At 68.1% G+C, this 22,335-nt stretch carries 24 protein-coding genes; 8 read left to right on the top strand and 16 right to left on the bottom strand.

Translation table 11 applies throughout. The features are described 5' to 3' along the window. Nucleotides 1-44: 44 nt before the first annotated feature. Both AB0N89_RS24340 and AB0N89_RS24335 read left to right on the top strand, forming a co-directional pair. A complete protein-coding gene (locus AB0N89_RS24340) occupies nucleotides 45-1,637 on the top strand; it encodes a DEAD/DEAH box helicase (protein WP_364208045.1) in 1,593 nt (530 codons plus the stop codon). A gap of 33 nt (nucleotides 1,638-1,670) precedes the next feature. Continuing rightward, nucleotides 1,671-3,065, top strand: a complete 1,395-nt coding sequence (locus AB0N89_RS24335; protein ID WP_364208042.1) for a hypothetical protein — start codon at nucleotides 1,671-1,673, stop codon at nucleotides 3,063-3,065. 41 nt (nucleotides 3,066-3,106) lie between these two features. Here AB0N89_RS24335 and AB0N89_RS24330 read toward each other — a convergent pair whose 3' ends face one another. From AB0N89_RS24330 to AB0N89_RS24300, 7 genes are all read right to left on the bottom strand, one after another. After that, nucleotides 3,107-3,754: a hypothetical protein gene (locus AB0N89_RS24330; RefSeq protein WP_364208039.1), complete on the bottom strand. Its 648-nt coding sequence runs from the start codon at nucleotides 3,752-3,754 to the stop codon at nucleotides 3,107-3,109. A gap of 113 nt (nucleotides 3,755-3,867) precedes the next feature. Then, the gene (locus tag AB0N89_RS24325; RefSeq protein WP_364208036.1) at nucleotides 3,868-4,212 is read right to left on the bottom strand and encodes a hypothetical protein; all 345 of its coding nucleotides are present in this window, start codon (nucleotides 4,210-4,212) and stop codon (nucleotides 3,868-3,870) included. Nucleotides 4,213-4,246: 34 nt separating this feature from the next. After that, complete coding sequence (locus AB0N89_RS24320) at nucleotides 4,247-5,107, bottom strand: PD-(D/E)XK nuclease family protein (RefSeq protein ID WP_364208033.1); 861 nt, start codon at nucleotides 5,105-5,107, stop codon at nucleotides 4,247-4,249. A gap of 394 nt (nucleotides 5,108-5,501) precedes the next feature. Continuing rightward, nucleotides 5,502-6,131, bottom strand: a complete 630-nt coding sequence (locus AB0N89_RS24315) for a MarC family protein (RefSeq protein WP_360092225.1) — start codon at nucleotides 6,129-6,131, stop codon at nucleotides 5,502-5,504. Next, the gene (locus tag AB0N89_RS24310) at nucleotides 6,128-6,991 is read right to left on the bottom strand and encodes a PHP domain-containing protein (RefSeq protein ID WP_364208029.1); all 864 of its coding nucleotides are present in this window, start codon (nucleotides 6,989-6,991) and stop codon (nucleotides 6,128-6,130) included. Before AB0N89_RS24310 ends, AB0N89_RS24315 begins: the two co-directional genes overlap by 4 nt. Nucleotides 6,992-7,042: 51 nt before the next feature. Further along, nucleotides 7,043-7,603 (bottom strand): PH domain-containing protein, encoded by a 561-nt coding sequence (locus AB0N89_RS24305; RefSeq protein ID WP_364208026.1) that lies wholly within the window; start codon nucleotides 7,601-7,603, stop codon nucleotides 7,043-7,045. A 24-nt stretch (nucleotides 7,604-7,627) separates the two neighbouring features. Further along, a complete protein-coding gene (locus AB0N89_RS24300; protein WP_085939772.1) occupies nucleotides 7,628-7,798 on the bottom strand; it encodes a hypothetical protein in 171 nt (56 codons plus the stop codon). Nucleotides 7,799-7,975: 177 nt separating this feature from the next. Here AB0N89_RS24300 and AB0N89_RS24295 point away from each other — a divergent pair, with 177 nt between their 5' ends. After that, on the top strand, nucleotides 7,976-8,404 hold the full coding sequence (locus AB0N89_RS24295; protein WP_364208023.1) for an NUDIX domain-containing protein: 429 nt from the start codon (nucleotides 7,976-7,978) through the stop codon (nucleotides 8,402-8,404). Nucleotides 8,405-8,509: 105 nt separating this feature from the next. Here the strand turns inward: AB0N89_RS24295 and AB0N89_RS24290 are convergent, their stop codons facing one another. Together AB0N89_RS24290 and AB0N89_RS24285 are read right to left on the bottom strand one after the other, a co-directional pair. Beyond that, nucleotides 8,510-9,613, bottom strand: a complete 1,104-nt coding sequence (locus AB0N89_RS24290; protein WP_364208020.1) for a DUF2332 domain-containing protein — start codon at nucleotides 9,611-9,613, stop codon at nucleotides 8,510-8,512. A gap of 33 nt (nucleotides 9,614-9,646) precedes the next feature. Next, complete coding sequence (locus AB0N89_RS24285) at nucleotides 9,647-10,225, bottom strand: MaoC family dehydratase (protein WP_342364835.1); 579 nt, start codon at nucleotides 10,223-10,225, stop codon at nucleotides 9,647-9,649. A gap of 249 nt (nucleotides 10,226-10,474) precedes the next feature. Between AB0N89_RS24285 and corA the strand changes: the two genes are divergently transcribed. The 3 genes from corA (at nucleotide 10,475) to AB0N89_RS24270 (ending at nucleotide 13,227) form a co-directional block, all read left to right on the top strand. Next, nucleotides 10,475-11,563 (top strand): magnesium/cobalt transporter CorA, encoded by a 1,089-nt coding sequence (gene corA / locus AB0N89_RS24280; RefSeq protein ID WP_364208017.1) that lies wholly within the window; start codon nucleotides 10,475-10,477, stop codon nucleotides 11,561-11,563. 177 nt (nucleotides 11,564-11,740) lie between these two features. Next, entirely contained in the window at nucleotides 11,741-12,394 is a 654-nt protein-coding gene (locus AB0N89_RS24275) for a metallophosphoesterase (protein ID WP_364208015.1), read from the top strand. After that, complete coding sequence (locus tag AB0N89_RS24270; RefSeq protein ID WP_364208013.1) at nucleotides 12,391-13,227, top strand: chromosome partitioning protein ParB; 837 nt, start codon at nucleotides 12,391-12,393, stop codon at nucleotides 13,225-13,227. The genes AB0N89_RS24275 and AB0N89_RS24270 overlap by 4 nt, the downstream gene beginning before the upstream one ends. A gap of 39 nt (nucleotides 13,228-13,266) precedes the next feature. Here AB0N89_RS24270 and AB0N89_RS24265 read toward each other — a convergent pair whose 3' ends face one another. Further along, complete coding sequence (locus AB0N89_RS24265) at nucleotides 13,267-14,790, bottom strand: MFS transporter (RefSeq protein WP_364208011.1); 1,524 nt, start codon at nucleotides 14,788-14,790, stop codon at nucleotides 13,267-13,269. A gap of 122 nt (nucleotides 14,791-14,912) precedes the next feature. On the opposite strand from AB0N89_RS24265, the gene AB0N89_RS24260 reads away from it, so the two are divergent. Beyond that, nucleotides 14,913-15,590 (top strand): helix-turn-helix domain-containing protein, encoded by a 678-nt coding sequence (locus AB0N89_RS24260; protein WP_364208009.1) that lies wholly within the window; start codon nucleotides 14,913-14,915, stop codon nucleotides 15,588-15,590. Between the two features lie 301 nt (nucleotides 15,591-15,891). On the opposite strand, the gene AB0N89_RS24255 is transcribed toward AB0N89_RS24260, so the two are convergent. Then, nucleotides 15,892-16,818, bottom strand: coding sequence for a hypothetical protein (locus AB0N89_RS24255; protein ID WP_364208007.1), 927 nt, complete (start codon nucleotides 16,816-16,818; stop codon nucleotides 15,892-15,894). 199 nt (nucleotides 16,819-17,017) lie between these two features. On the opposite strand from AB0N89_RS24255, the gene AB0N89_RS24250 reads away from it, so the two are divergent. After that, nucleotides 17,018-17,218 (top strand): PspC domain-containing protein, encoded by a 201-nt coding sequence (locus tag AB0N89_RS24250; RefSeq protein WP_364208005.1) that lies wholly within the window; start codon nucleotides 17,018-17,020, stop codon nucleotides 17,216-17,218. Nucleotides 17,219-17,242: 24 nt separating this feature from the next. Here the strand turns inward: AB0N89_RS24250 and ugpC are convergent, their stop codons facing one another. The 5 genes from ugpC to AB0N89_RS24225 form a co-directional block, all read right to left on the bottom strand. Next, nucleotides 17,243-18,424: a sn-glycerol-3-phosphate ABC transporter ATP-binding protein UgpC gene (gene ugpC, locus AB0N89_RS24245; protein ID WP_364208003.1), complete on the bottom strand. Its 1,182-nt coding sequence runs from the start codon at nucleotides 18,422-18,424 to the stop codon at nucleotides 17,243-17,245. A gap of 3 nt (nucleotides 18,425-18,427) precedes the next feature. Then, nucleotides 18,428-19,270 (bottom strand): carbohydrate ABC transporter permease, encoded by an 843-nt coding sequence (locus tag AB0N89_RS24240; RefSeq protein ID WP_364208001.1) that lies wholly within the window; start codon nucleotides 19,268-19,270, stop codon nucleotides 18,428-18,430. After that, nucleotides 19,270-20,220: a sugar ABC transporter permease gene (locus tag AB0N89_RS24235; RefSeq protein WP_364207999.1), complete on the bottom strand. Its 951-nt coding sequence runs from the start codon at nucleotides 20,218-20,220 to the stop codon at nucleotides 19,270-19,272. Before AB0N89_RS24235 ends, AB0N89_RS24240 begins: the two co-directional genes overlap by 1 nt. Continuing rightward, nucleotides 20,217-21,539 carry an ABC transporter substrate-binding protein gene (locus AB0N89_RS24230; protein ID WP_364207997.1) on the bottom strand — a complete coding sequence of 441 codons (1,323 nt, stop codon included), beginning with the start codon at nucleotides 21,537-21,539 and terminating at the stop codon, nucleotides 20,217-20,219. The genes AB0N89_RS24235 and AB0N89_RS24230 overlap by 4 nt, the downstream gene beginning before the upstream one ends. A 226-nt stretch (nucleotides 21,540-21,765) precedes the next feature. Continuing rightward, a complete protein-coding gene (locus tag AB0N89_RS24225) occupies nucleotides 21,766-22,281 on the bottom strand; it encodes a general stress protein (RefSeq protein WP_364207995.1) in 516 nt (171 codons plus the stop codon). Nucleotides 22,282-22,335 lie beyond the last annotated feature (54 nt).

The raw sequence follows: 22,335 nt of genomic DNA, 5'->3' as shown, positions 1-22,335 counted from the left end.
CGGCCGCGCTGGACACGTCGCACCCGCTGCAGGCGGGCGCGGAGGTGGAACCCGAATCCCCCACCTTCGCCTCCTTCGGCGTCAAGCCGGAGATCGTGAAGGCTCTCGGCGAGGCCGGCATCGAGCGCACCTTCGCCATCCAGGCCCTGACGTTGCCGCTGGCCATGGCCGGCGACGACCTGATCGGCCAGGCCCGCACCGGTATGGGCAAGACGCTGGGCTTCGGCGTCCCGCTGCTGCACCGCGTCGAGGTCCCCGGCGACGGCACCCCGCAGGTGCTGGTCGTCGTGCCGACCCGTGAGCTGTGCATCCAGGTCGCGAACGACCTCAAGGGCGCGGGCAAGCACCTCGGCATCCGCACGCTGGCCATCTACGGCGGCCGTCCGTACGAGCCGCAGATCGAGGCGCTCCGCAAGGGCGTCGACGTCGTCATCGGCACCCCGGGCCGCCTGCTGGACCTGGCCGAGCAGCAGCACCTGGTGCTCGGCAAGATCCGCGGCCTGGTGCTGGACGAGGCCGACGAGATGCTCGACCTGGGCTTCCTGCCCGACATCGAGCGCATCCTGCGGATGGTCCCGGACGCGCGGCAGACGATGCTGTTCTCGGCGACCATGCCGGGTCCGATCATCACGCTGGCCCGCACGTTCCTGAACCAGCCGACGCACATCCGCGCCGAGGAGAACGACGCCGGCGCCATCCACGAGCGCACCACCCAGTTCGTCTACCGGGCGCACTCGATGGACAAGCCCGAGCTGATCGCCCGCGCGCTGCAGGCCGAGGGCCGCGGCCTGACGATGATCTTCACCCGCACCAAGCGCACCGCGCAGAAGGTCGCCGACGAACTCGTCGAGCGTGGCTTCGCGGCCGCCGCCGTGCACGGTGACCTGGGGCAGGGCGCCCGCGAGCAGGCGCTACGCGCGTTCCGCTCCGGCAAGGTCGACGTGCTGGTCGCCACCGACGTCGCCGCCCGCGGCATCGACATCGACGACGTCACGCACGTGATCAACTACCAGACGCCGGAGGACGAGAAGACCTACGTCCACCGCATCGGCCGCACCGGCCGCGCGGGGCGCACCGGTGTCGCGATCACCCTCGTCGACTGGGACGAGGAGCCGCGCTGGAAGCTGATCTCCGACACGCTGGGCCTCGACAAGCCGGAACCGGTCGAGACGTACTCGTCGTCGAAGCACCTGTTCAGCGACCTCGGCATCCCCGAGGGCACCACCGGGCGCCTCCCGCTGTCGAAGCGGACCCGCGCCGGTCTTTCGGCCGAGGCCGAAGAGGACCTGGGCGGCAAGCGTCGCGGCCGTGGCCGCGGGGCGACCGAGGAGGAGGCTCCCCGCAAGCGCAACCGCGCGCCGCGCAAGCGGACCCGTGGCGGTGCCAACGCGGCTGCCAAGATCGAGGCCGCCGACGCCGCTGCCGCTGCTTCGGACAGCGCCGAAGGCCAGAGCGAAGGCGCTTCGGAGGGCCGTACGCGGACCCGTCGCCGCAGCCGCGGTGGCGCGAAGCCGAGCCCGGAAGCCAGCGGCCCCGCGGTCGAGAAGGAAGCTGGCGAGAGCGCCGAGCGCCCGGCTCGCCGACGCCGCCGTCGCCGTCCGTCGGCGACTTCTGATACACCTGCGTCGGCAGACTGAGCTTTCATCCGCGGACGTGGGGGGCTAGGGCACGTGAGCGAACGCTGGGACGCCGCGCCGGACGAGGATCCGGCGCGGCCCGTGCCCGACGGACCCGAGGAGACGTCGAACGACGTCGAACCGGACACCACGGCCTCGATCGGCACGGAAGACGTGCTGGACGCCGAACCCGTGCCGGTGGCGGACACCAAGCCGCCGCTGGCCGGGAAACGCGCCCGGCGCTCGCCGTGGAACCGCACGCGGGATCGCGCGTTCGCCGCGGCGATCGTGGCCCTCGTCGCGGTCACCGGCGTCGTCATCGGCGTGAACAGCGACAGCGCGGCGACGGTCACCCAGGTCGCCGCCACGCTGCCGCCCGGGCTCCCGCCCGCACCGGCACAGGTCCCCGGCTCGCTGACCGAGCTGTGGCACGCGCCGAGTTCGGCGACGCCCTCTCCGATCGGCGAGGCCAACAGCGTCGTCACCGCGGAAAAGGGCGAGGTTCTGGGCCGGGACCCGTACACCGGCGACGTCCGCTGGCGCTATTCGCGCGACCTCGAACTGTGCACCGTCGCGCTCGCCGGGATCAAGGTGGACGCGGTGTACCGCAAGGACACCGGCTGCAGCGAGGTCACCCAGCTCGACACGGGCACCGGGCGCCGCACCGCGCAGCGCAACGGTGACGCCGAACTCGGCACCCGGCTGGTCGTCGACGGCTCGCACGTCACCACGACCGGCAAGAAACTGCTCAACACCTGGCGCGACGACCTGGTCAAGAGCATGGAGTACGGCCAGGTCCCGGCCATCGTGAACGCGAACAAGCAGCCGAGGACGGGCTGCACCTACGGCACGGTGGCCGCCGCGGCGGGCAAGATCGGCGTGATCGAACGCTGCCCCGGCGATCCGGCCGACCGGTTCTCCGTCTACCGCGCGACCAACGACGAAGCCGACGACCCGAAGGTCGACTACAGCACCGTCCTCGCCGGGAAGAACGCGAAAGTCGTCGCGATGTCCGGCGACCTCGCGCTGATCGCGCTTCCTGAACAGAAACTGCTGGTCATCTACGGCGGCGACGGCACACAGAAGTCGGCGTACCCGCTCGACGTGCCCGCCGCGGACCTCGCGCAGGATCCCGAAGGCGGCATCATGACGACCGCGTGGACCGCGCAGGGCGTCTACTGGTTCACCGGTTCGAAGACCATGGCGTTCTCACGGGACGACCTCACGCCGCGCTGGTCGCTGAACAGCTCCGCCGGGCCGGGGGTGACCTTCGGGGAACAGCTGGTCGTGCCGATCAAGGGCGGGCTCGCCGTGCTCGACGAGCTGAGCGGCACCACGGTCCGCACCGTGGGCATCGACCGCCGTGGCTACAACGGCCCCGTGCAGCTGTCTTCGGTCGGGCCGGTGCTGCTGGAGCAGCGCGGCCCCACCCTGGTCGCCCTCAAGTGACCGGCAGGCGATAGCAAAGGTCCCTTGCTACCGCCCCGCCGTCATCGCGTGGTCGTGGTCGAGGTCTTGGTCCGGAACCGGCCGATTTCCTTCCAGCACCATTTTTCGCCCTCACGGGCGAGCGTGCCGGTGCCGGTACGGGTTCGTCCTTCGACGTTCAACGTGACTGTCATCGTGTACTCGGTTTCGGAGGCCTTCGTGGCCTCGCCGAGCGTGGCGTCCGAGACGTCGCTGACTCGCTCGATGGCCTGTTCGACGTCCTTGTCCGCGTCCGCGCACTTGAGCGCCGTCAACGCGGTCCTGTCGTGGGCGTTGATGCCGTCGACGATCGCCCGCGCGGTCGCTTCGGGTCCTGCCGCTTTGTCGTCGCTCAGGAAGAACCCGGGAGCGGCGAACCCGGTGATGGCCAGCGTGACCAGTACGACGACCGCGGCGGCGATACCCACCAGCAGGCCGGTGTTGCTCTTCTTCGGCGGCGCGGGCGGCCCGCCGAAGCCCTGTACGTACTGCTGGTTCTGACCGGGGTACTGCTGGCCGTAGCCGGGATACTGCTGCTGAGGCTGCTGGGGGTACGCGCCGCTCTGGTCGTAGCCGCCCTGCGGGTATTGCTGCCCCGGGTACTGCTGCTCGGGATACTGCTGCCCGTCCTGGCCGTACTGGGGCTGTCCTGGCTGGGGTGGGTAGGTCATCACGGTGCCCTTCGTCCTCGCTGCGCGGCGGGTGTTCGTCTACGACGCGCCCAGTGAGTTCAAAGTTTCGCCGGACCGGAGCTCTTTTCCGGTCACATGGCAGTTTGCTGCCGTCAGTTCCACCAGAACAAGCTCAGCGCGGCCGTCACGCTCACGACGACGCCGAGACCCGCGAAGCCCGCGATACGACCATTTCGCGCATCGGCGACCCGTTGGGCCAGCACGGCGACCACCGCCGCGACCGGATGTCCGATCAGCATCAGCGGCCCGGGCCCGGGAGCATCGGTGAACAGGCAGATCCCGGCGATCGCGAGGACGATCACCGCGAGCACGACCATCCCGGACGCGAGAGAACCGGTCAGCCCGCGCCAGAAACGGCCGCGTTCGGGAGCCACGGGCTCACCCGGCTCCGCGGGCGGCGGCGTGGTCGCGAGTTCTTCGGTGTCCGGTGACGACACGTCCTCGCCTGTCCAATCGTCGGGTCTCGGGAATCTAGGGCGCCAGCAACTCCCACGGCTGAGCCGCGGGCCCGGCCTCCTGGCCTGCCGCGCAACTGGGCCGGAAGTCGCACCAGGAGCATCGGCGGCCGGGGCGCGCGGGGAACAACACGTCCTCGTCGCCGCCGGCGTTCAGGGTATCCGTTGCCAGCCGCAGGTCCCCGGCGGTCTCGTCGGCGCGCTGGAGATGGCGTTCGAGGCTCTGCTCGGTGTGCTCGGCGGCCGCGACGGTGCCGGTGGGCACGTGGTGCAGCTCGACCTGGTAGCACGGCGTCCGCAACGTCCTGGCGGCCGCGACCGCGTACAGCGCCAAGGCCTGCGAAGAGCGCGCCTCGTACTCGTCCGGCTCGCGACGGCCGGTCTTGTAGTCGATGATCACCAGTTCCCGGCCGCGCTGGTCGATACGGTCGGCACGGCCTTCGATGATGAGGCTGGGCCCGCTGCCCGGTTCGAGCGTGACGGGTGCCGAAACCCACCGCTCCAGCCCGACCGGCTCGACGCTGACGTCGTTGTGCTCGACGTACTCCGCGACCCAGCCCTTGGCCCGGGCCCGGTACCTGGCCGCCTGATCGGCGTCCTCGAACCCGGCGTCCTTCCAGTGCTCGGCGACGAGCGCCATCGCCCGCTGCGGCACGCGCTTGATGACCGGCAGGTCGAAAAGCGCCCGCAAAGCGTTGTGCACCACCGCGCCCAGCGTGCTGTGCGCCCACGCGCCGGTGCGTGTCGGGGACGGGCGGTCCAGGTACGACATGCGATAACGGCGCGGGCAATCTTCGAACGTCGCGAGGCGCGCGGGCGAGACCTTCGTCAGCTTGCGCGGCGCTTCGACGCCGAAGTCGAAACCAATCTGCTCCATCGGATCACCCCGCCCGCAACGCTACGCACCCCCACCGACACTTTTCGAGGGGATCCCCAGGAGGGGAGCAAGGGACCTTTGCTATCGCCCCGGGTCTGCGCCTGGTACATGAAGGCCCCCTTGCTCGCGCCTAGCTCCGTGAAGGACCCCTTCATGTACTTGGGCTGCCTTCGCCCGCACCCGCTGTGGCGTCTGAGGTGTCTGGGGTGACCCGGGTGGTCCGTGAAGGTCGCCTTAAGGGACCCAGAGTCCGTGAAGGGGGCCTTCACTACCTTCAGGGTAGGCAAGGAGGCCTTCACGGACTTGCCCTCGCCCCGGGCCCAGGTACATGAAGGCCCCCTTGCTCGCGCCTAGCTCCGTGAAGGACCCCTTCATGTACTTGGGCCACCCCCGGTCACGTGCCCGAGATGAAGCCCTTCACCGAGTTCGCCACCAGCTCGACCGCGATGGCGGCCAGCAGCAGACCGGCGATCTTCGCCAGCAGCGTGATCCCGCTTTCCTTGATCAGCCGGATGACCACGCCCGAGTACCGCATGCACAGGTACAGCACGAAGTGCACCGTCACGATCGAAAGCGCGAGAGCCACGTACGCGCCGACGTGCCCGTCGGCCTGTCGCACGAAGACGATGGTCGCCGCGATCGCGCCCGGGCCGGCGAGCAGCGGCGTCCCGAGCGGCACGAGCGCGACGTTGACGTCGTCGCCCGCCGCCTCGGCCTCGCCGCCGGTCTTACCCGTCAGCAACTGCAGCGCGATGAGCAGCAGCAGGAGCCCGCCCGCGCCCTGCAGAGCCGGGATCCCGATGCCGAGATACGACAAGATCGCTTGTCCCGCAACGGCGAACAGCGAGATCACCAGCAGCGAGACCAGCACCGCCTGCCGCGCGGCCTTGGCACGGAACGCCACCGGCTTGCGGCCGGTCAGGCTCAGGAACACCGGCACCGTGCCGGGCGGGTCCATGATGACGATCAGCGTGATCGTCGCGCTCATGAACAGGCGCGCGTCGAAGAAGTCCGTGATCGTCACCGGGTCACGACCTGGTACCCGGTCGACCGCGCGACGAGTTCTTCGAACGCGAGCGGATCGGTGGTCTCGTCACCGAGATCGATGGTCTTGTTCGTGCCGTGGTAGTCGCTCGACCCGGTGCGCACGAGCCCCAGTTCTCCCGCCAGCCCGTGCAGCCGGACGCGGGTTTCCTCGTCGTGGTTCGGATGGTCGACCTCGACGCCGGTGAGCCCGTGTTCGGCCAGCCCGGCGAGCACGTCCACGGTGATGGTCGCGCCTCGCGTGTAGGCGAAGGGATGCGCGATCACGGTGACGCCGCCCGCTTCCGCGATCATGTCGATCGCGTCCTCGACGAGCGTGTCCTGCCGCGCCACGAAGTACCCGCTGCCGTTGCCCAGGTAGCTCCCGAAGGCCTCGTTCACCGACGAGACGACACCGGCCCGCACAAGGGCTTGCGCGAGGTGCGGCCGTCCGGCCGACCCGTCCGCGGGCAGCAGCGACATGACCTCGTCGGGATCGACCGGCAGGCCGTCGGCCGCCATCCGCTCGGCCATCACGCGCAACCGCCAGCGCCGCTCCGACCGCAGCCGGGTCTGCTCGGCGACGACCGCCTTCGACTCCGGGTCGAAGAGGTACGCGAGCAGGTGGACACTGACGTGCCGTCCGGACACCGGATCCACGGAGATCGTGGACAGCTCGGCGCCGGGCACGAGGGAAAGCCCCGGCGGGAGTGCCTCGGCGGCCGGGGCCCAGCCGGCCGTGGTGTCGTGATCGGTGATCGCGACTACGTCGAGGCCCGCCTTCGCCGCGGCAGCGACCAGCCCCGCAGGGCTGTCGGTACCGTCGGAGGCGGTGGAGTGGGCGTGCAGGTCGATGCGCATCGAGAATGAGTATCGAGGATGCGCCAGGTCACAGCGACCCCGGGACCTGCGCTAACCGACCTTCTTCTTGCCGCGTGCCGCACGCTGCGCCTTGATCATGGAGAAGCGCTCGGCCTGCTTCTGCTTGTCGCCGAAGACGAGCTCCGAAATGGTGTCATAGAACTCTTCCGGCTTCGGCAGGTAGTCGATGCGGTTCAGCGCCTGGATCTGACCGGCCGACTCGACCACCATCGTCCCGTAGCCGAAGATCCGGCCGGTCGCCGAACGCTCGTAGGTGAGGTCGGTGACCTTGGTGATCGGCATCATCAGCACCTTGGTGGTGTAGACGCCGGTGGTCATCACGAAGCGTTTGTCCGTGACGACCAGCCGTTCGACCCACCACTCCATCACCACGTACGCGAAACGCAGGATGACGAGCAACGCGGCGTACCAGAGGATGTTCTGGATCACCCACGCGGCGGCAGGCAGCAGATAGGACACCAGGACGCAGATGGCCAGCAAGGCCACCGCCTCGAAGGTGTCCCACAGCAGCACCGCCCAGTGCCGGCGAATCCTGATGACCCGCCGCTCGGTGTCGAGGAGGTACTCGTCTGGATCGCGTGGGGCGAACATACCTATAGACTATCCGCTCTGCCGCTAGCTGAAGACGTTGCTGACGAAGGTGATCACCGATTCGGCCGAGTCACGCAGGAAGCCGATGATGTTTCCCACGAGGCCCGCGGCCTGACCTGGCTGCGCGATCACGAAGAACAGCACCAACGCGATTCCTGCGAAAGTGAGTAGCTTTTTCGCGTTCACGGCGATCAATCCTGTCTCTTACGGTGACTGACTGCGGATACTGGCTATTCATTTTGTACCGCACCTTCCACCGGCACGGGAGGGAAGTCCCGCGCTTGGGTCAGCCGGCGAAGGGAAGTGTACCGTACGGCTACTCTCCGTGTACAGGACAGCCGTTGTCAGGAAGCCCGCGTCTACCATTCGGGAATGAACACCGTTTCGGACAGCACCGTCCGCTGTGTAGGCGGCATCGTTCACGACGAACTCGGCCGGATTCTGCTGATTCTGCGCGCGAATGAACCCGGACGGGGACTCTGGTCGGTCCCCGGCGGACACGTGGAACCAGGCGAAACGGACGAAGCGGCCGTCATCCGTGAGATGCGGGAAGAGACCGGACTCGACGTGATACCGGGCACATGTGTCGGCAACGTCCTCCGCGGCGAGTACGACATCTACGACTACGCGTGCACGGTCACCGGCGGCACTCTCCGTGCCGGGGACGACGCCGACGACGCCCGGTGGATCGACGCCGAAACCTTGATCGAACTCGACAAAGACGGCCGGTTGGCCGAACTCGTGTTCGTCACTCTCCGCGACTGGGGAGTGCTGCCGACCGGGACCCGCACGCGGGCTTGACACCCGCCGTGACCGATTCGGCGAATAACTCGGGGATAAAGCACCGCGTGAGGGGAAAATTATCCTCACCGGTGCTTTCCCGACATGTTCCGCGGCGCCGAAAAGCTAAACCGGGAGCCAGGTCATCCGCTGTCCGTGCGGGGCCGTCCTGGCCAGCGCGCGCACGTCCGGGGCGCCGCCGTCCCAGCGGACGAGCCCGAGCACGGCCTGGTCCGCGGGTTCGGCCAGCTCGGCCCGGCCGGGCACCAGCGGCTCCAGCGCGGCGGCGTAGAACTCCTCGCTGACCCACCACAGCGGCCGGTCCGCGGCGAGTTTCCGCAGTTCCTCCAGGAAGTTCACCCGCCGCTCCCCCAGGTACGCCAGCACATGGCTGGTCAGCACGACGAGCGGGGCGTCCGCGGGCAGCGTGGCGGCCGCCGACGCGAGATCGTCGACGGCGTCGCCGGTGATCAGCTCGGGCCGCTGTTTGCCCTGCGCAGCAGCGGCCGTGCGCAGCAGGCGGATCCGGTCCGGCTGGTCGGCCCAGACGCAGGCTTCGAGCCAGGCCAGCTCGTCCTCGTCGGCGAGGTCGACCGGGGCGCGGTCAAGGCCGGCGCGGGCGGTGATCGTCAGCTTCTTCGGCACCTTCGGCGTGACAGCGCCGATCGCGAGGTCCAAGGCGCAGTGCAGGCCGACCGCGGTCTTCGCGGGCCCGGCGGTGAGCTGCTCGCCGCCGTCGCACTGGTAGCGATAGCCGTATCTGTCCAGGCCGAGGAGCAGCCCGGCGCTACAGCCGACCTCGAGCAGCGCGATCTTGCCGCCCGCCTCCTTCGCCGCCGCCGTCACCGCGGGGTAGAGCAGCGCGGCGCGGCGGACCTCGTTGGTCTGCGTGTACCGCGAGGCGATGATCGCCCTGGCCTTGTCCGCCCGTTCGAGCAGGAACGACCGGAAGAGCGGCCACGTCTCCGAGTCCACCCCGTCGAAACCGCCGACGGACGGGTAGTACCGCGAGAGCGGGTGGATCGGGTCGGCCTGGATGAGCCGGTGCGCCGTCGCCATCAGCAGCGTCCCGCGCGCTTCACCGCCGCGCGCGTCGGTGAGCAGCCCGGCGACTTCGTCGTCCTCGGCCGCCTTCGCCGCCAAGTGCTCGTACAACGGCGAAACACCGGCCGCCTCGACGGTCGCGAACTTCCGCAGACGGCTCTTGATCTCATCCAGCCCGATGGGCATCGACGCGCTCCCTCTTCCCGTTCGTGACAGCCGTCATTCGTGCGGCACGGGACGGCCGGGCTGTTCACCGCCCCTGCTGTCACCGTAAGACCGCTTCGGCACCATCACCTTGCGACGGAACACACACACGATTGTGCCGTCCTGCTTGTAGCCGCGGGTCTCGACGTAGACGACGCCGCGATCGTCCTTCGACTTCGACGGCGTCTTGTCCAGCACCTCGGTCTCGCCGTAGATGGTGTCACCGTGGAACGTCGGCTTCACGTGTTTCAGCGATTCGACCTCGAGGTTCGCGATCGCCTTGCCGGACACGTCCGGCACCGACATGCCGAGCAGCAGCGAGTAGACGTAGTTGCCGACCACGACGTTCTTGCCGAAGTCGGTGGTCTCCTCGGCGTAGTGCGCGTCGAGGTGCAGCGGATGGTGGTTCATGGTGATGAGGCAGAACAGGTGGTCGTCGTACTCGGTGACCGTTTTGCCCGGCCAGTGCTTGTAGACGGCACCGACCTCGAACTCTTCGTAATAGCGACCGAACTGCACCCATTCCTCCTGCACGAGTAACGCGGCGTGAGCCTGGGACGACAGGCATTCGTGTTGAGGAGTACCCTCGACCATTGGTGTCGGGTCGTCAACGCGACCCACACCACTGCGTAACCGTCCGCCGAGCCGAAGGAGGTGAGGAACCCGATGTCCAGTGGCGATAGTCCGCTTCCTAGTAGTCGCAGCGTTTCCGCCTTCACATCTCGCCGGATCCCCACCTGGCAGGGCTGACGAAACCGGGAACGCTGGCCTCGCCGAGCGGCCTCCCGACCGCTTGGCCCGTCGTCTTCGCGCACAACGCACGACGTCTGCCCAGGAGATCCCATGCCTGCCATTCCCTCGCTCGGCGGCCTTCGCGGCCGGAGCAACGGCCGCGCCAAGAGCGTCCCCGAACGCCCGCTGCCCGTCCCCCTTTCGGCGTACGTCGTCGATTGCGCGGTGTACGTGGAGGGCAAGCGCCTGCCCGGCCGCTGGACGCACGCCGAGGCGATCAAAGAGGTGCGCAAGCGGCACGCCGGGTTCGTCTGGATCGGCCTGCACGAGCCGGACGCCGTCCAGATCCAGGGCATCGCGGAGACCTTCGGCCTGCACGAGCTGGCCGTCGAGGACGCGCTCGAAGCGCACCAGCGGCCCAAGCTGGAGCGCTACGACGACACCTTGTTCATGGTGCTGAAGACGGTCCGCTACGTCGAGCACGAGTCGCCGACGACGGCGAACGAGATCGTCGAGACCGGCGAGCTGATGGCGTTCCTCGGCCGCGATTTCGTGATCACCGTGCGGCACGGGAACCACTCGGGGCTCGCCCGGCTGCGCCGCGAACTCGACCAGGACCCGGAGCGGCTCGAACTCGGGCCGTCCGCGGTGCTGCACGCGATCGCGGACCACGTCGTCGACCACTACCTGGACGTGACCACGCGGATCGAGTCGGACATCGACGAGATGGAGACCCAGGTCTTCGCGCCGCGGTCCAAGGTCAGCGCCGAGCAGATCTACTTCATGAAGCGCGAAGTGCTGGAGCTGCGGCGTTCGGTGATGCCGCTGGCGACGCCGTTGCAGCGGCTGGCCGAGGGCTACACGCGGCTGATCCCGGACGAGGTCCGGTCCTACTTCCGTGACGTCTCCGACCACCTGACGACCGTGTCGGAGCGGGTCGCGAACTTCGACGAGCTGCTGACCACCCTGGTGGACGCGACACTGGCGAAGATCACGCTCCAGCAGAACACCGACATGCGCAAGATCACCGCGTGGGCGGCGATCATCGCGGTCCCGACGGCGCTGGCAGGCATCTACGGGATGAACTTCGACTACATGCCGGAGCTGCACTGGCGCTTCGGCTACCCGCTGGCGATGACGATCATCTTCGGCGTGTGCATCCTGCTTTACCGAATATTCCGGAAGAACCGCTGGCTCTGACCTTTCTTCCCGCTTTCGGTAGTTCTGGAGTTCCTCATGCCAAGGATGCTGACCAACCTCAAGTTCTGGGCCCTGGCCTTCTGCCTCGTCTGGCTGGGCATCGTGATCGCGATCATCGTCAAGGACCCCGCGTTCGCGCACGGCCCGAAGTAGCGCTCCGGCATTACGCTGGAGCGCGTGAAAGCGCTGGTAGTCGCGGACGAGGTCGAGGAGCGGTTGTGGACGTCGGCCGTCCACAGTCAACCCGCCGATCTCGACCTCGTAATCGGTGCCGGTGACCTGCCGTACGCCTACCTCGAATTCCTGGCGAGCGCGCTCGACGTGCCGTGCGTGTTCGTCCCGGGCAACCACGATCCCGACCTGTCCGGCTACACCCGCTACGGCGGACTGTCCATGAAGGACGGTTTCCCGGCGGAGTGGCCGGGCCCGGCGGGCGGGGTGAACGCGGACGGCCGGATCGTCGACATCGGCGGGCTCCGCTTCGCCGGGCTCGGCGGTTCCGTCCGCTACAACGACGGCCCGAACCAGTGGACGCAACGCCGGCAGGCCCGGCGTGCGCGCAGGCTGGTGCGCCGGGCCCGGTTCCGCCGCTGGAGGGACGGGCGGGACGTTGACGTCCTGCTCACCCACGCGCCGCCGCGGCACTGCGGCGACCGCGAGGACCCGCCGCACCGCGGGTTCGACTGTCTCCATCGCACGATCGAGTCGTTGCGGCCGAAATGGTTGCTGCACGGGCACATCCACCCGCACGGTGAACCCGTGCCGGACCGGGTGATCGGCGGGACCACGGTCCGCAACGTCGTCGGGCACCGGATCATGGAGTTACTGTGAAGGACACCGGTTTTCCCCGGGCGGACGCGGAGCACGACTTCCTCCGCGCGCGAAGGCGTCAGGTGTTGTCGCGGCTCGCGAACTGGCTGCGCGGTGAGCCTGACGACGTCAACATCATGCTGCCGTTCCACGAGGTGGTCGACGCGCTCGGGTATCTCGGCGAGCGGAAGATCGGCGCGCGGGTGATCCGGCTCGATTCGATCGTCGGCAGCGTCGACCGCGGCCGCGACTTCGACCGCCGCTTCCGCCCGACGTCGGGCCGGGTCCGCGAACGCTGGGAACGGCTCGCGCTCGCGACCAGGCGCGGCGAGTCGATCCCGCCGATCGAGGTGTACCGCGTCGGCGAACTGCACTTCATCATCGACGGCCACCATCGCGTCTCGGTGGCGCACGCGATGCGACTGTCCACAATAGAGGCGATGGTCACCGAGGTCCGGACCAAACTGGACCCGAGCGGGATCCGGTATCGCGGCGACCTGATCGTGAAGGACTACCGGCGGCTGTTCCTGGAACGCGTCCCGCTTTCCGGGCACGCGCGGGCTTCGGTGGTGTTCACGGATCCGTGGGACTACGCGCGGCTCGGCGAACATGTCGAGGCTTGGGGCTTCCGGCTGATGCAGGACGAAGGAACCTTCTCCGACCGCGCGACGCTGGCGCAGCGGTGGTTCGACGAGGAGTTCGTGCCGGTGGTGGCGATGCTGCGGCAGGCGGATCTGATCGGCTCGCGCACGGACGCCGAGGCGTACCTGTGGGTGGCTTGCGAACGGTACCGGCTGATCCGGACGCACCGATGGGACGACGAGGTCTTCGAAGCTGTGCGACGGCAGTCGTGAGTGGCGATTCGGGTTAGAACCCGAATCGCCACTCACGACCTACATGTGCACCGCGACCGGAGCGCCCTCCGAAGCACCTTCGGGGGCCTTCGCCGGGGCACCGGACCGCAGCAGCAGCCCGCAGATCACCGCACCGATGACGAAGATCCAGCCGCCCCAGACGAAAGCGGTCGTGTAGCTGTGCACGGCCGCTTCGGCCGCGAGTTGCGGCGTCGGCACCTTCCCGGCCAGGAACGACGTCGCCGCGTTGCCGGCCAGCGTGCTCAGCAGCGCGGTCCCGATCGAGCCGCCGACCTGCTGCGCGGTGTTGACCGCTGCCGACGCGACACCGGCGTCATGCGTGTCGACGCCGAAGGTCGCGACGCTCATCGCGGGAGCCATGGCGAGGCCGATGCCGATACCCATGACCATCAGCGGGAAGAGCACGCCGTTGGCGTACGTGCTGGTGGTGTCGATGGCCGAGAGCCAGAACAGCCCCGCACCCGCGGTCAGCATTCCCAGTGACACCAACGGTTTCGCGCCGAACTTCGGCAGCAGCACGGCCGTCGCCGACGTCGCGCTGGCCATCAGGGTGGCCACCATCGGCAGGAACGCGACCCCGCTCTGCACCGGCGTGAAACCGAGGTTCAGCTGGATGTAGAAGGTGAGGAACAGGAAGATCGAGAACATCCCGATGGCGAGCAGGAACATCGCGAGGTACGAGCCGCCGCGGTCGCGGTCGAGCAGGACGCGCAACGGCAGGAGCGGATGCTCGGCCCGCTGCTGGATCGCCACGAAGGCGACGAGCAGCACGACACCGGCGGCGAGGAAGCCCCACACCGAGATCGAGGACCATGAGTCGCGTTCGGCGTTCGCGAAGCCGTAGACCAGCGCGAACAGGCCCGCCGACGCGGTGATCGTGCCCGGGATGTCGAGCTTCGGGCGAGGGCCGTCGGTCTCGGAGTTCTTCAGCAGCACGAACGAGCCGGCGAACGCGATCACCGCGAAGATGATGTTGACGTACATCGACCAGCGCCAGTCGAGGTACTCGGTCAGCACACCGCCGAGCAGCAGGCCGATCGCCGCGCCGCCGCCACCGATCGCGCCGAAGACACCGAAGGCCTTACCGCGCTCCTTCGGGTCGGTGAAGGTCGTGGTCAGCAGCGAAAGCGCCGCCGGGGCGAGAAGGGCGCCGAAGACACCCTGCGCGGCGCGGGCCACGAGCAGCATCTCGATGCTGCCGGCGGCGCCGCCGATCGCGGACACGATGGCGAAGCCGGCGAGGCCGACCAGGAACGCGCGTTTGCGGCCGAAGAGGTCCGCGAGCCGCCCGCCCAGCAGGAGCAGGCTGCCGAACGCGAGCGCGTAGGCGGTGACGACCCACTGGCGGGCGTCGTTCGAGAAGCCGAGGTCCTGCTGCGCCGACGGGAGCGCGATGTTCACGACGGTGGCGTCGAGCACCACCATCAGCTGGGCGAGACCGATCATCACCAGGATCAGCCATCTCCTGGCGTGGTGCGGGTTGGGGTGCTGCGCGGCCGCGTCCCCCGGCGGCGTGGCGACAGCGGTGGATGACTCAGGCATACGGGCGGTTTCCTCACCGATAGTGACGAAGAGGCTATGTGGAGTAGATATCTCCTCTTTCGCCGCCCAAGGTACACAAGAAGTGGAGAAGTGTCCTCTACTTCATTTGTTAAGCTGGACGAATGGCACGGGACCTCGCTCCCGCCGCACCGGCGCGGCCGCTGCGGCGCGACGCTGAACTCAATCGGCAGCGCATCATCGCGGCGGCGCGCGACGTCTTCGGCGAGCGCGGACTCGAAGCGACTCTCGACGACGTCGCGCATCACGCCGGCGTCGGCGTCGGCACCGTCTACCGCCGCTTCCCGAGCAAAGAACACCTGGTCGAGGCCATGTTCGTCGACCAGTTCGAGACGATCCGCGAGTTCGCCGAAGAGGCTCTTCGCGCCGAGGACCCTTGGGACGGCTTCACCGATTTCACCTGGCGCGCGGCCGAACTCCACGCCGGTGACCGCGGGTTACGGGAAGTCATGCTGTCGAACGTCTTCGGCCAGGAGCGCGTCGCCGAGGCGAAAGCGCGCATGGTGCCGTTGATCACACAGCTCGTCGAGCGGGCTCAGGCGGCGGGCGCCCTCCGCGCGGACATCGTGCCGACGGACATGCCGCTGCTGCACCAGATGATCGGCTCGGTCATCGAATTCACGCACGGTATCCAGCCGGACCTGTGGCGCCGGTGCCTCGCGATGCTCCTGGACGGCCTGCGCGCCGAGCCCGGCCGCGCCACCCCGCTGCCGCATCCGCCGCTGGACGTCGAAGCCCTGGATGAAGTCATGTGCTCCTTCCGCCTCCCGAAGCTCCGCTGACCCTCCGCATTTCGTCCTCTGAATGCGGCCGGGCACCGTTTTCGCGTGCGGGGAGACGAGACTCGCGTGATCGGGGACGGAACTCACGTGATCGGGCGGCGAACTCGCGTGTCCAGACGGACGACACGCGACGCACCCGGCGCCAGGTGTGTCGTCCGTCTGGACACGCGAGTTCGCCCTTCGATCACGCGAGTTCGCCGTCCAAGCACGCGAGTTCCGGCTTCGGTCACGCGTCGCGGAGCGAGGTTCACGCGTTTAGTCGCGCGCATCCAGAGGACTCGACGCGGGCGTGGGAGGGGTATCAGGGGAGCTTCGGGAAAACGGCCACCGCGACTTCGCGTGCGGCCGCGCAGGTGGCGTCCTCCGGCGCGCCGTCGACGCCGACCACCGAGAGCGTCGCCTGCTCGACCCGGTCCGGCGTGCCCGGGATCGGCCGATGCGTGGTCACCTGGCAGAACGCGCCCGACGTGGCTACCTGGGCCTGCCGCCCGCCCAGCGCCTCCGTCGCGCCGGGCGTCGTGTCCGTCACGACCGACAGCGTGAAGCCGACCTTGCCGCGGATGCAGCCGTGCCCGGACAGCGCGGGCGCAGGTTTGGTCTCCGGACCGGCGGCGGCGTCGAGTTCGTGCTGATCGAGCGGCGCGCACGGGGCGACGCGGCCCCACGAACGCTGGTCGAGGTTCAGCCTCCCGACCTTGCGCGCGGTGACCACCTCCGCCGCGCCGCCGACCGTCGCGTCCGCGACCCGGCAGCGGTCACCCTGATCAGCCGGAGCCTTGGCGTCGGAGGTGACGGCGATGGACAGCCTGATCCCGTCGGCGAAGGTCAGCAGCCGGGTACAGGTGGTTTCCTCGTTGAACGTCGACTGCTGGACGCTGACGCCTTCCGGAAGCGGCCCGGTGTATTCGTAGGGCCGGTTGTTCGGGTCCTGCCCGGACGTGATCGGGCCGGTGGTCACGGTGTAGCGATTGGCGCCCTCGACGAATTCCAGGCGGCAGAACTCGAAGGAGCTCAACGGTGGTTTGATCGCGTTTCCGCCGCCGATCACTTTCCGCTGGTCGACCAGGCTGCAGTAGTCGAGTGACGGGTACTCGCCGAGCGCCTCGGATGCCGTCAGGGCTTCGTCGCCCTCCGTGGTGGGTGACGGCGGAGCCGCCGGTTCCGGCGTGGCGCAGGCCGCTGCGAGGAACAGGCCACAGAGTCCTGCGATCAGTCTCTTCGGGGGCACCGGAGCAGTATGGTCAAAAGATCGCCGAACACCACCCCCTACGGGCGAAGAACACAGGGTCCGCGGCGTTTTCCCAGGTGGATCCTTTACCGCGATTTCACGCCCTTAGGGGTGTGTTTCGTTCCCCGGTGGGATGCGGTCGTGCCGTCACGCGACGAAAATGGGTTTCACACAACGTGACGACAGAGAGGGAAGAACCGTGAGCCACCCCGTAGCCGCCCGCCTGACCCGACCGCGCCAGGGCCGCATGATCGGCGGCGTCTGCGCCGGGATCGCCAAACGCTTCGGCACCACGCCCGGCAAGATCCGCCTGCTGGCCGTGCTGTCCTGCCTGCTGCCGGGCCCGCAGTTCATCGTCTACCTCGTGCTGTGGCTCGCCCTGCCCGAGAGCGAGTACTGATCCCGGGCAGGACGAGCCCGCGAGCTACTCGGTGTAGGTCAGGTTCTTGCCGCCAGCCCCGTCGAACAGCTTGATCTTGTCCGCGTCGAACCAGAGCTCGACATCCTGGTTCTCCGCGGCCGAGGACGCCGCCGAGAGGCGGGCCACGATCTGCGACTCGGCACCCGGGACGTCCGAGGATCCGCTGTCGGCGGCGAGATCCGCGAGGTCGGACGACGACGCGGCCTCACCCTCGACCGAGAAGTGCGCGAACTTCTCCGAACCCATCGATTCGAGGACGTCCACGTGGGCGGTGAACGTCGCCCCGCCTTGGCGAGCGGAGGCGTCCACCAGCGCGGCGTCCTCGAAGTGCTCCGGCCGGATGCCGACGATGACCTCGCGCGGCGCGTCGGCGGCCTCGGCCAGCCGCCGCACCCGGTCGGTGAGCGGGATGTCGCCCAGCGCGCTGCGGGCGGTCCCGTTCTCCAGCGTGGCGGGTACGAAGTTCATCGACGGGCTGCCGATGAACCCGGCCACGAACAGGTTCGCCGGGTTGTCGTAGAGGAACTGCGGCGACCCGATCTGCTGCACGTAGCCCGCCCGGAGCACGACGACCCGGTCGCCGAGGGTCATCGCCTCGGTCTGGTCGTGCGTGACGTAGAGCGTCGTCGTGCCCAGCTGCTTCTGGATCTTCGACACCGACGTCCGCATCTGGCCGCGGAGCTTCGCGTCCAAGTTGGACAGTGGTTCGTCCATCAGGAACGCCTTGGGGTTGCGGACGATCGCGCGCCCCATCGCGACGCGCTGCCGCTGCCCGCCGGAGAGGTTCGCCGGCTTGCGGTCCAGATGCCCGGTCAGATCGAGGATCTGCGCGGCCTCCTCGACCTTGGCCCGGACGATCCGGTCCTCGACCTTGGCCAGCCGCAACGGGAACGCCATGTTCTCCCGCACGCTCATGTGCGGGTACAGCGCGTAGGACTGGAACACCATCGCGATGTCACGGTCCTTCGGCGCCCTCTCGTTGACGCGCTGGCCGTCGATGCGCAGTTCGCCGGAGGAGATGTCCTCCAGGCCCGCGACCATGTTCAGGGTCGTGGACTTCCCGCAGCCGGACGGGCCGACCAGGATGATGAACTCCCCGTCGGCGATCGTGATGTCCACTTCGGACACCGCGAGGGCGCCGTCGGGGTACTTCTTGGACACTTTTTCGAGAACGATTTCAGCCATGGGTCAGCCCTTCACCGCACCGGACGTCAGCCCCGCCACGATGCGACGCTGGAAGAACAACACGAACAGGATGATCGGGACGGTGATCACCACGGCGGCCGCGGAGATCGTCCCGGTCGGGTCTTCGAACTGCGACGATCCGGTGAAGAACGACAACGCCGCCGGGACCGTGCGCGAGGCCTCGGTCGAGGTCAGCGAGATCGCGAACAGGAAGTCGTTCCAGCAGAAGATGAACACCAGGATCGCCGTGGTGAACACACCCGGCGCCGCCAGGGGCGCGATCACCTTCCGGAACGCCTGCGCCGGGGTCGCGCCGTCCATCTTCGCCGCTTTTTCCAGCTCCCACGGGATTTCCCGGAAGAACGCGGACAGCGTGTAGATCGACAGCGGCAGCGCGAACGTGATGTAGGGCAGGATCAGCCCCGGCCAGGTGTCGAACAACCCCAGCTCACGTTCGATGTTGAACAGCGGCGTCACCAGCGACACCTGCGGGAACATCGCGATCAGCAGCGACATCCCGACCAGCACCTGCTTGCCGGGGAAGTCGAGCCGCGCGATCGCGTACGCCGCCATCGTGCCGAGGACGACCGCGATCACCGTCGCGATGATCGCGATCCCGATCGAGTTCACCAGTGCCCGGATGAACTCCGTGGTCTCGAAGATGTCCGCGTAGTTCTGCCAGGTCCATTCCGTCGGGATGAAGCTCCCGTCGTTCAGGGTCTCCTTGGTCTTGAACGAAAGCGAGACGACCCAGAGCACCGGGAACAGCGCGAACACCAGGACCAGGATGTCGATGAGGCCCCATTTGACCTTGCGGCCGGGAGTGACCGCTCCACCGATGGCCATCAGCGCTTACCCCCATTGTCACTGCCGGGTGCGGCCGTGCCGAACACCTTGATGAAGATGAACGCGATGATCGCCACCGTGATGAAGATCAGCACCGCCATCGTCGAACCGATCCCGAGGTTCAGCCCCTTGACCAGGTTGTTGTAGGTCTGCATCGACACCGACGACGTGTCCTGTGCCCCGTTGGTGAGCACGAAGATGTTGTCGAAGATGCGGAACGCGTCCAGGGTGCGGAACAACAGCGCCACCAGGATCGCCGGTTTCATCACCGGCAGCATCACCTTGGTGAACCGCTGCCACGCCGTCGCCCCGTCCATCGCCGCGGCCTTCAGCAGGTCGTCCGGCACCAGCGCCAGCCCCGCCATCAGCAGCAGCGCCATGAACGGCGTCGTCTTCCACACCTCGGCCAGCACGATGATCGCCATCGAGGGCCAGTACTCCGTCAGCGGCGCGGTGTCCGGGAAGAACAGGTTGGCCAGGTAGCCCGTGTCCGGCGTCCAGGCGTAGTACCAGGAGAACGCCGCGACCACCGTCACGATGCCGTACGGGATCAGGGCGACCGTCCGCACGAGGCCCCGTCCGACGAGCGTCCGGTGCATGATCAGCGCCAAGCCCATGCCCAGGACGAACTCGATCACCACCGAAACGACGGTCAACCCCATCGTCGTCCCGAACGCCGTCCACCAATAGCCGTTGGACAGCACCGAAACGTAGTTCTCCAGGCCGACGAACTCCTGCTGCGCCGGGAACCGGAGGTCGTAGCGCTGCAGGGAAAGCCAGATCGAGTAGATGATCGGGTACCCGGTGACGGCGATCATCACGAACGCCGCCGGGGCACACAGCCAGAGCCCGAGTCTGCGTTCGGCCTTCTTTCCTTCGCTGAGAACGGTTTTCGCTTTCTTGCCCGGCTTGCTCACGGTCGCCGAACCAGCCGTTTCCTGCACGGTCACGGGATCACTCCCTTCGACTGGAGCGCGTCGGCGAGCTGTTCCTTCAGCTTCTCCGCCGTTTTCTGCGGATCGATTTCGGAAGGCGGGGAAAGCACCTTCGACAACACGGTCGAGGCGTTCTGGTACGCGGGGGTCAACGGGCGTACCGCGGCGTCCTTGAGCGCGTCCAGGATCGTCTCCCGCATCGGGTATTTCGTGTCCATGCTCGGGTTGTCGTCGCTCACGCCCGCCGTCGCGTCGAGGGGGACCGTGTCGGTGTAGAGCGATTCGAGCGTCGGCGGGACACCGTCCTTGAGCGCGGAGAACTTCTGGTTCTTCTCGTTGCGCAGGCACAGCGCGGCTTCGTAGGCCTCGGCCTTGTGCTTCGACGTCGAGCTGACCGCCAGATCGTAGCCACCGATCGTGGTCTTGGCGGGCTTGCCCGCTTCGAACCGCGGATAGGTGGTCCACTTGAAGTGCTTCAGCTCGTCCTTCTTCTCCTTGGCGTAGGAGGCGTAGACGAACGGCCAGTTCAGCTCGAAGGCGGCGTTGCCGCGCTGGAAGGCCTGGCGGACCTCGTCCTCTTTGGAGTTGGTCAGCGACGGGTCGGTGATCCCGGCCGTGGTGACCTTCTTGAGCATCTCCAGCGCCTTGATCGCGCCCTCGTCCATCACCACGGACTTGCCGTCGTCGGAGAGGATCTTGCCGCCCGCCGACTCGACGAGCGTGTTGTAGATGACGACGAGGCCCTCGTACTGCGCGCCGGTGAACACGACGTTCGCCGGTTTGCCCTGGACCTTGAGCGCCTTGGCCTGGTCGATCATCTCGTCCCAGGTCTTCGGCGGTGACGGGGTCAGCCTGTCGTCGTACCAGAGCAGCTGGACGTTGGTGTTCTTGGTCGCCGCGTAGAGCTTTCCGTTCCACGTGGCGGTTTCGAGCGGCCCGGGCAGCACGCCCGCGGTCGCCTCGGCCTTGGCTTCACCCGTCCATTCGTCGATCCAGCCCGCCTCCGCGAACTCGGACACCCACGTGACGTCCAGCCCCAGTACGTCGAGCGAATCGTCCCCGGCGGCCAGGCGCCGCACCATCTGTTCCCGCTGGCCGTCGGCCGGACGCGGGAGTTTGTTGTAGACGACCTCGTAGCGCCCGCCCGAGGCCTGGGTGCAATCGTCCACAACGGACTGGAAATTGTCTTCGGGCGCGTAGTAGACGTTGATCTTCAGGCCGGCATCCGAACCGCAGCCGGCCAGCAGGCCGACCGTCAGCGCTGTCGCGCCGAGTAGCGAGCCGGTGCGGCCTGGTGAGCGGCCCCTCCGGCTCGCGCTCATCCTCTTCCCCATGAGGCCTCCTCGCCCGCGCACGCCCAGGGACGCGGCGGCACTAGGACGCGTTGGAGAAGCCCGCGCGCCAGCACCCCGACGTGCTAGTGCTCGGGCGGACACGCTGGAGTACATGACCGCCCGACTGGTGTTGTGCAACCTATTCCGGGCGATCACCGCCCGCAAGCAGTATCGGTAACGATTCAGCGGACCGCACGACGAACAGGTGAACGAGTACCGCCGAATGTCATCCGGCGGGGCGGCCGCCCAACGCCAGCTGGGCCAGGAGCTCACGGCCCTGTTCCGCCGAACGCGGCTGGCAGAGCACGTCGTACCGGCCGGCGACCAGCTGGCTGGCGGAGGAGAAGTCGCGGCGGGACACGCTGTAGCTGATGGCCGAGAAGACCGTCCACGCCAGGATGCCGAGAACGAGCCCGCCGATCATGGGCTGCCAGGCGAATCCCTGGTTGTTGAACATCCCCAGCAGCAACCCGATGATCAGGCCGAACCACGCGCCCGACACCGCTCCGGTGCCCAGCACGCGGCCCCAGCTCAGCCTGCCGAGGATGCGTTCCACGAGCATCAGGTCGACCCCGACGATGGTCACGTCGGCGACCCCGAACTCCTTCTCGGCGAGGAAGTCGACGGCCTGCTGGGCTTCGCCGTAGGTCGCGTAGGACCCGATCGGCCAGCCGGAAGGCGGGGTCGGCAGCCTGGGCAGCCCGCCCGCGGCCCGGCCGCCTCCGCCAAAGGGAGCACTCACGTAATCACCTCTCGCCCGTCCCGGGTCCATCTTCTCAAGGACGGGCGAAAGGCG

The sequence above is a fragment of the Amycolatopsis sp. NPDC089917 genome (assembly GCF_040684635.1).
Lineage (GTDB): Bacteria > Actinomycetota > Actinomycetes > Mycobacteriales > Pseudonocardiaceae > Amycolatopsis.
Note: the sequence above shows the minus strand (reverse complement) of the source record. Positions and strands in the feature narration are given on the sequence as shown.

Bases quoted from the DNA above. Each gene is read 5' to 3' on its own strand.
- AB0N89_RS24295 (WP_364208023.1), top strand. From the start codon at position 7,976: ATGAACACCGTTTCGGACAGCACCGTCCGCTGTGTAGGCGGCATCGTT.
- AB0N89_RS24305 (WP_364208026.1), bottom strand. From the start codon at position 7,603: ATGTTCGCCCCACGCGATCCAGACGAGTACCTCCTCGACACCGAGCGG.
- AB0N89_RS24290 (WP_364208020.1), bottom strand. From the start codon at position 9,613: ATGCCCATCGGGCTGGATGAGATCAAGAGCCGTCTGCGGAAGTTCGCG.
- ugpC (WP_364208003.1), bottom strand. From the start codon at position 18,424: ATGGCTGAAATCGTTCTCGAAAAAGTGTCCAAGAAGTACCCCGACGGC.
- AB0N89_RS24240 (WP_364208001.1), bottom strand. From the start codon at position 19,270: ATGGCCATCGGTGGAGCGGTCACTCCCGGCCGCAAGGTCAAATGGGGC.
- AB0N89_RS24310 (WP_364208029.1), bottom strand. From the start codon at position 6,991: ATGCGCATCGACCTGCACGCCCACTCCACCGCCTCCGACGGTACCGAC.
- AB0N89_RS24260 (WP_364208009.1), top strand. From the start codon at position 14,913: ATGGCACGGGACCTCGCTCCCGCCGCACCGGCGCGGCCGCTGCGGCGC.
- AB0N89_RS24265 (WP_364208011.1), bottom strand. From the start codon at position 14,790: ATGCCTGAGTCATCCACCGCTGTCGCCACGCCGCCGGGGGACGCGGCC.
- AB0N89_RS24330 (WP_364208039.1), bottom strand. From the start codon at position 3,754: ATGACCTACCCACCCCAGCCAGGACAGCCCCAGTACGGCCAGGACGGG.
- AB0N89_RS24230 (WP_364207997.1), bottom strand. From the start codon at position 21,539: ATGGGGAAGAGGATGAGCGCGAGCCGGAGGGGCCGCTCACCAGGCCGC.
- corA (WP_364208017.1), top strand. From the start codon at position 10,475: ATGCCTGCCATTCCCTCGCTCGGCGGCCTTCGCGGCCGGAGCAACGGC.
- AB0N89_RS24285 (WP_342364835.1), bottom strand. From the start codon at position 10,225: ATGGTCGAGGGTACTCCTCAACACGAATGCCTGTCGTCCCAGGCTCAC.
- AB0N89_RS24320 (WP_364208033.1), bottom strand. From the start codon at position 5,107: ATGGAGCAGATTGGTTTCGACTTCGGCGTCGAAGCGCCGCGCAAGCTG.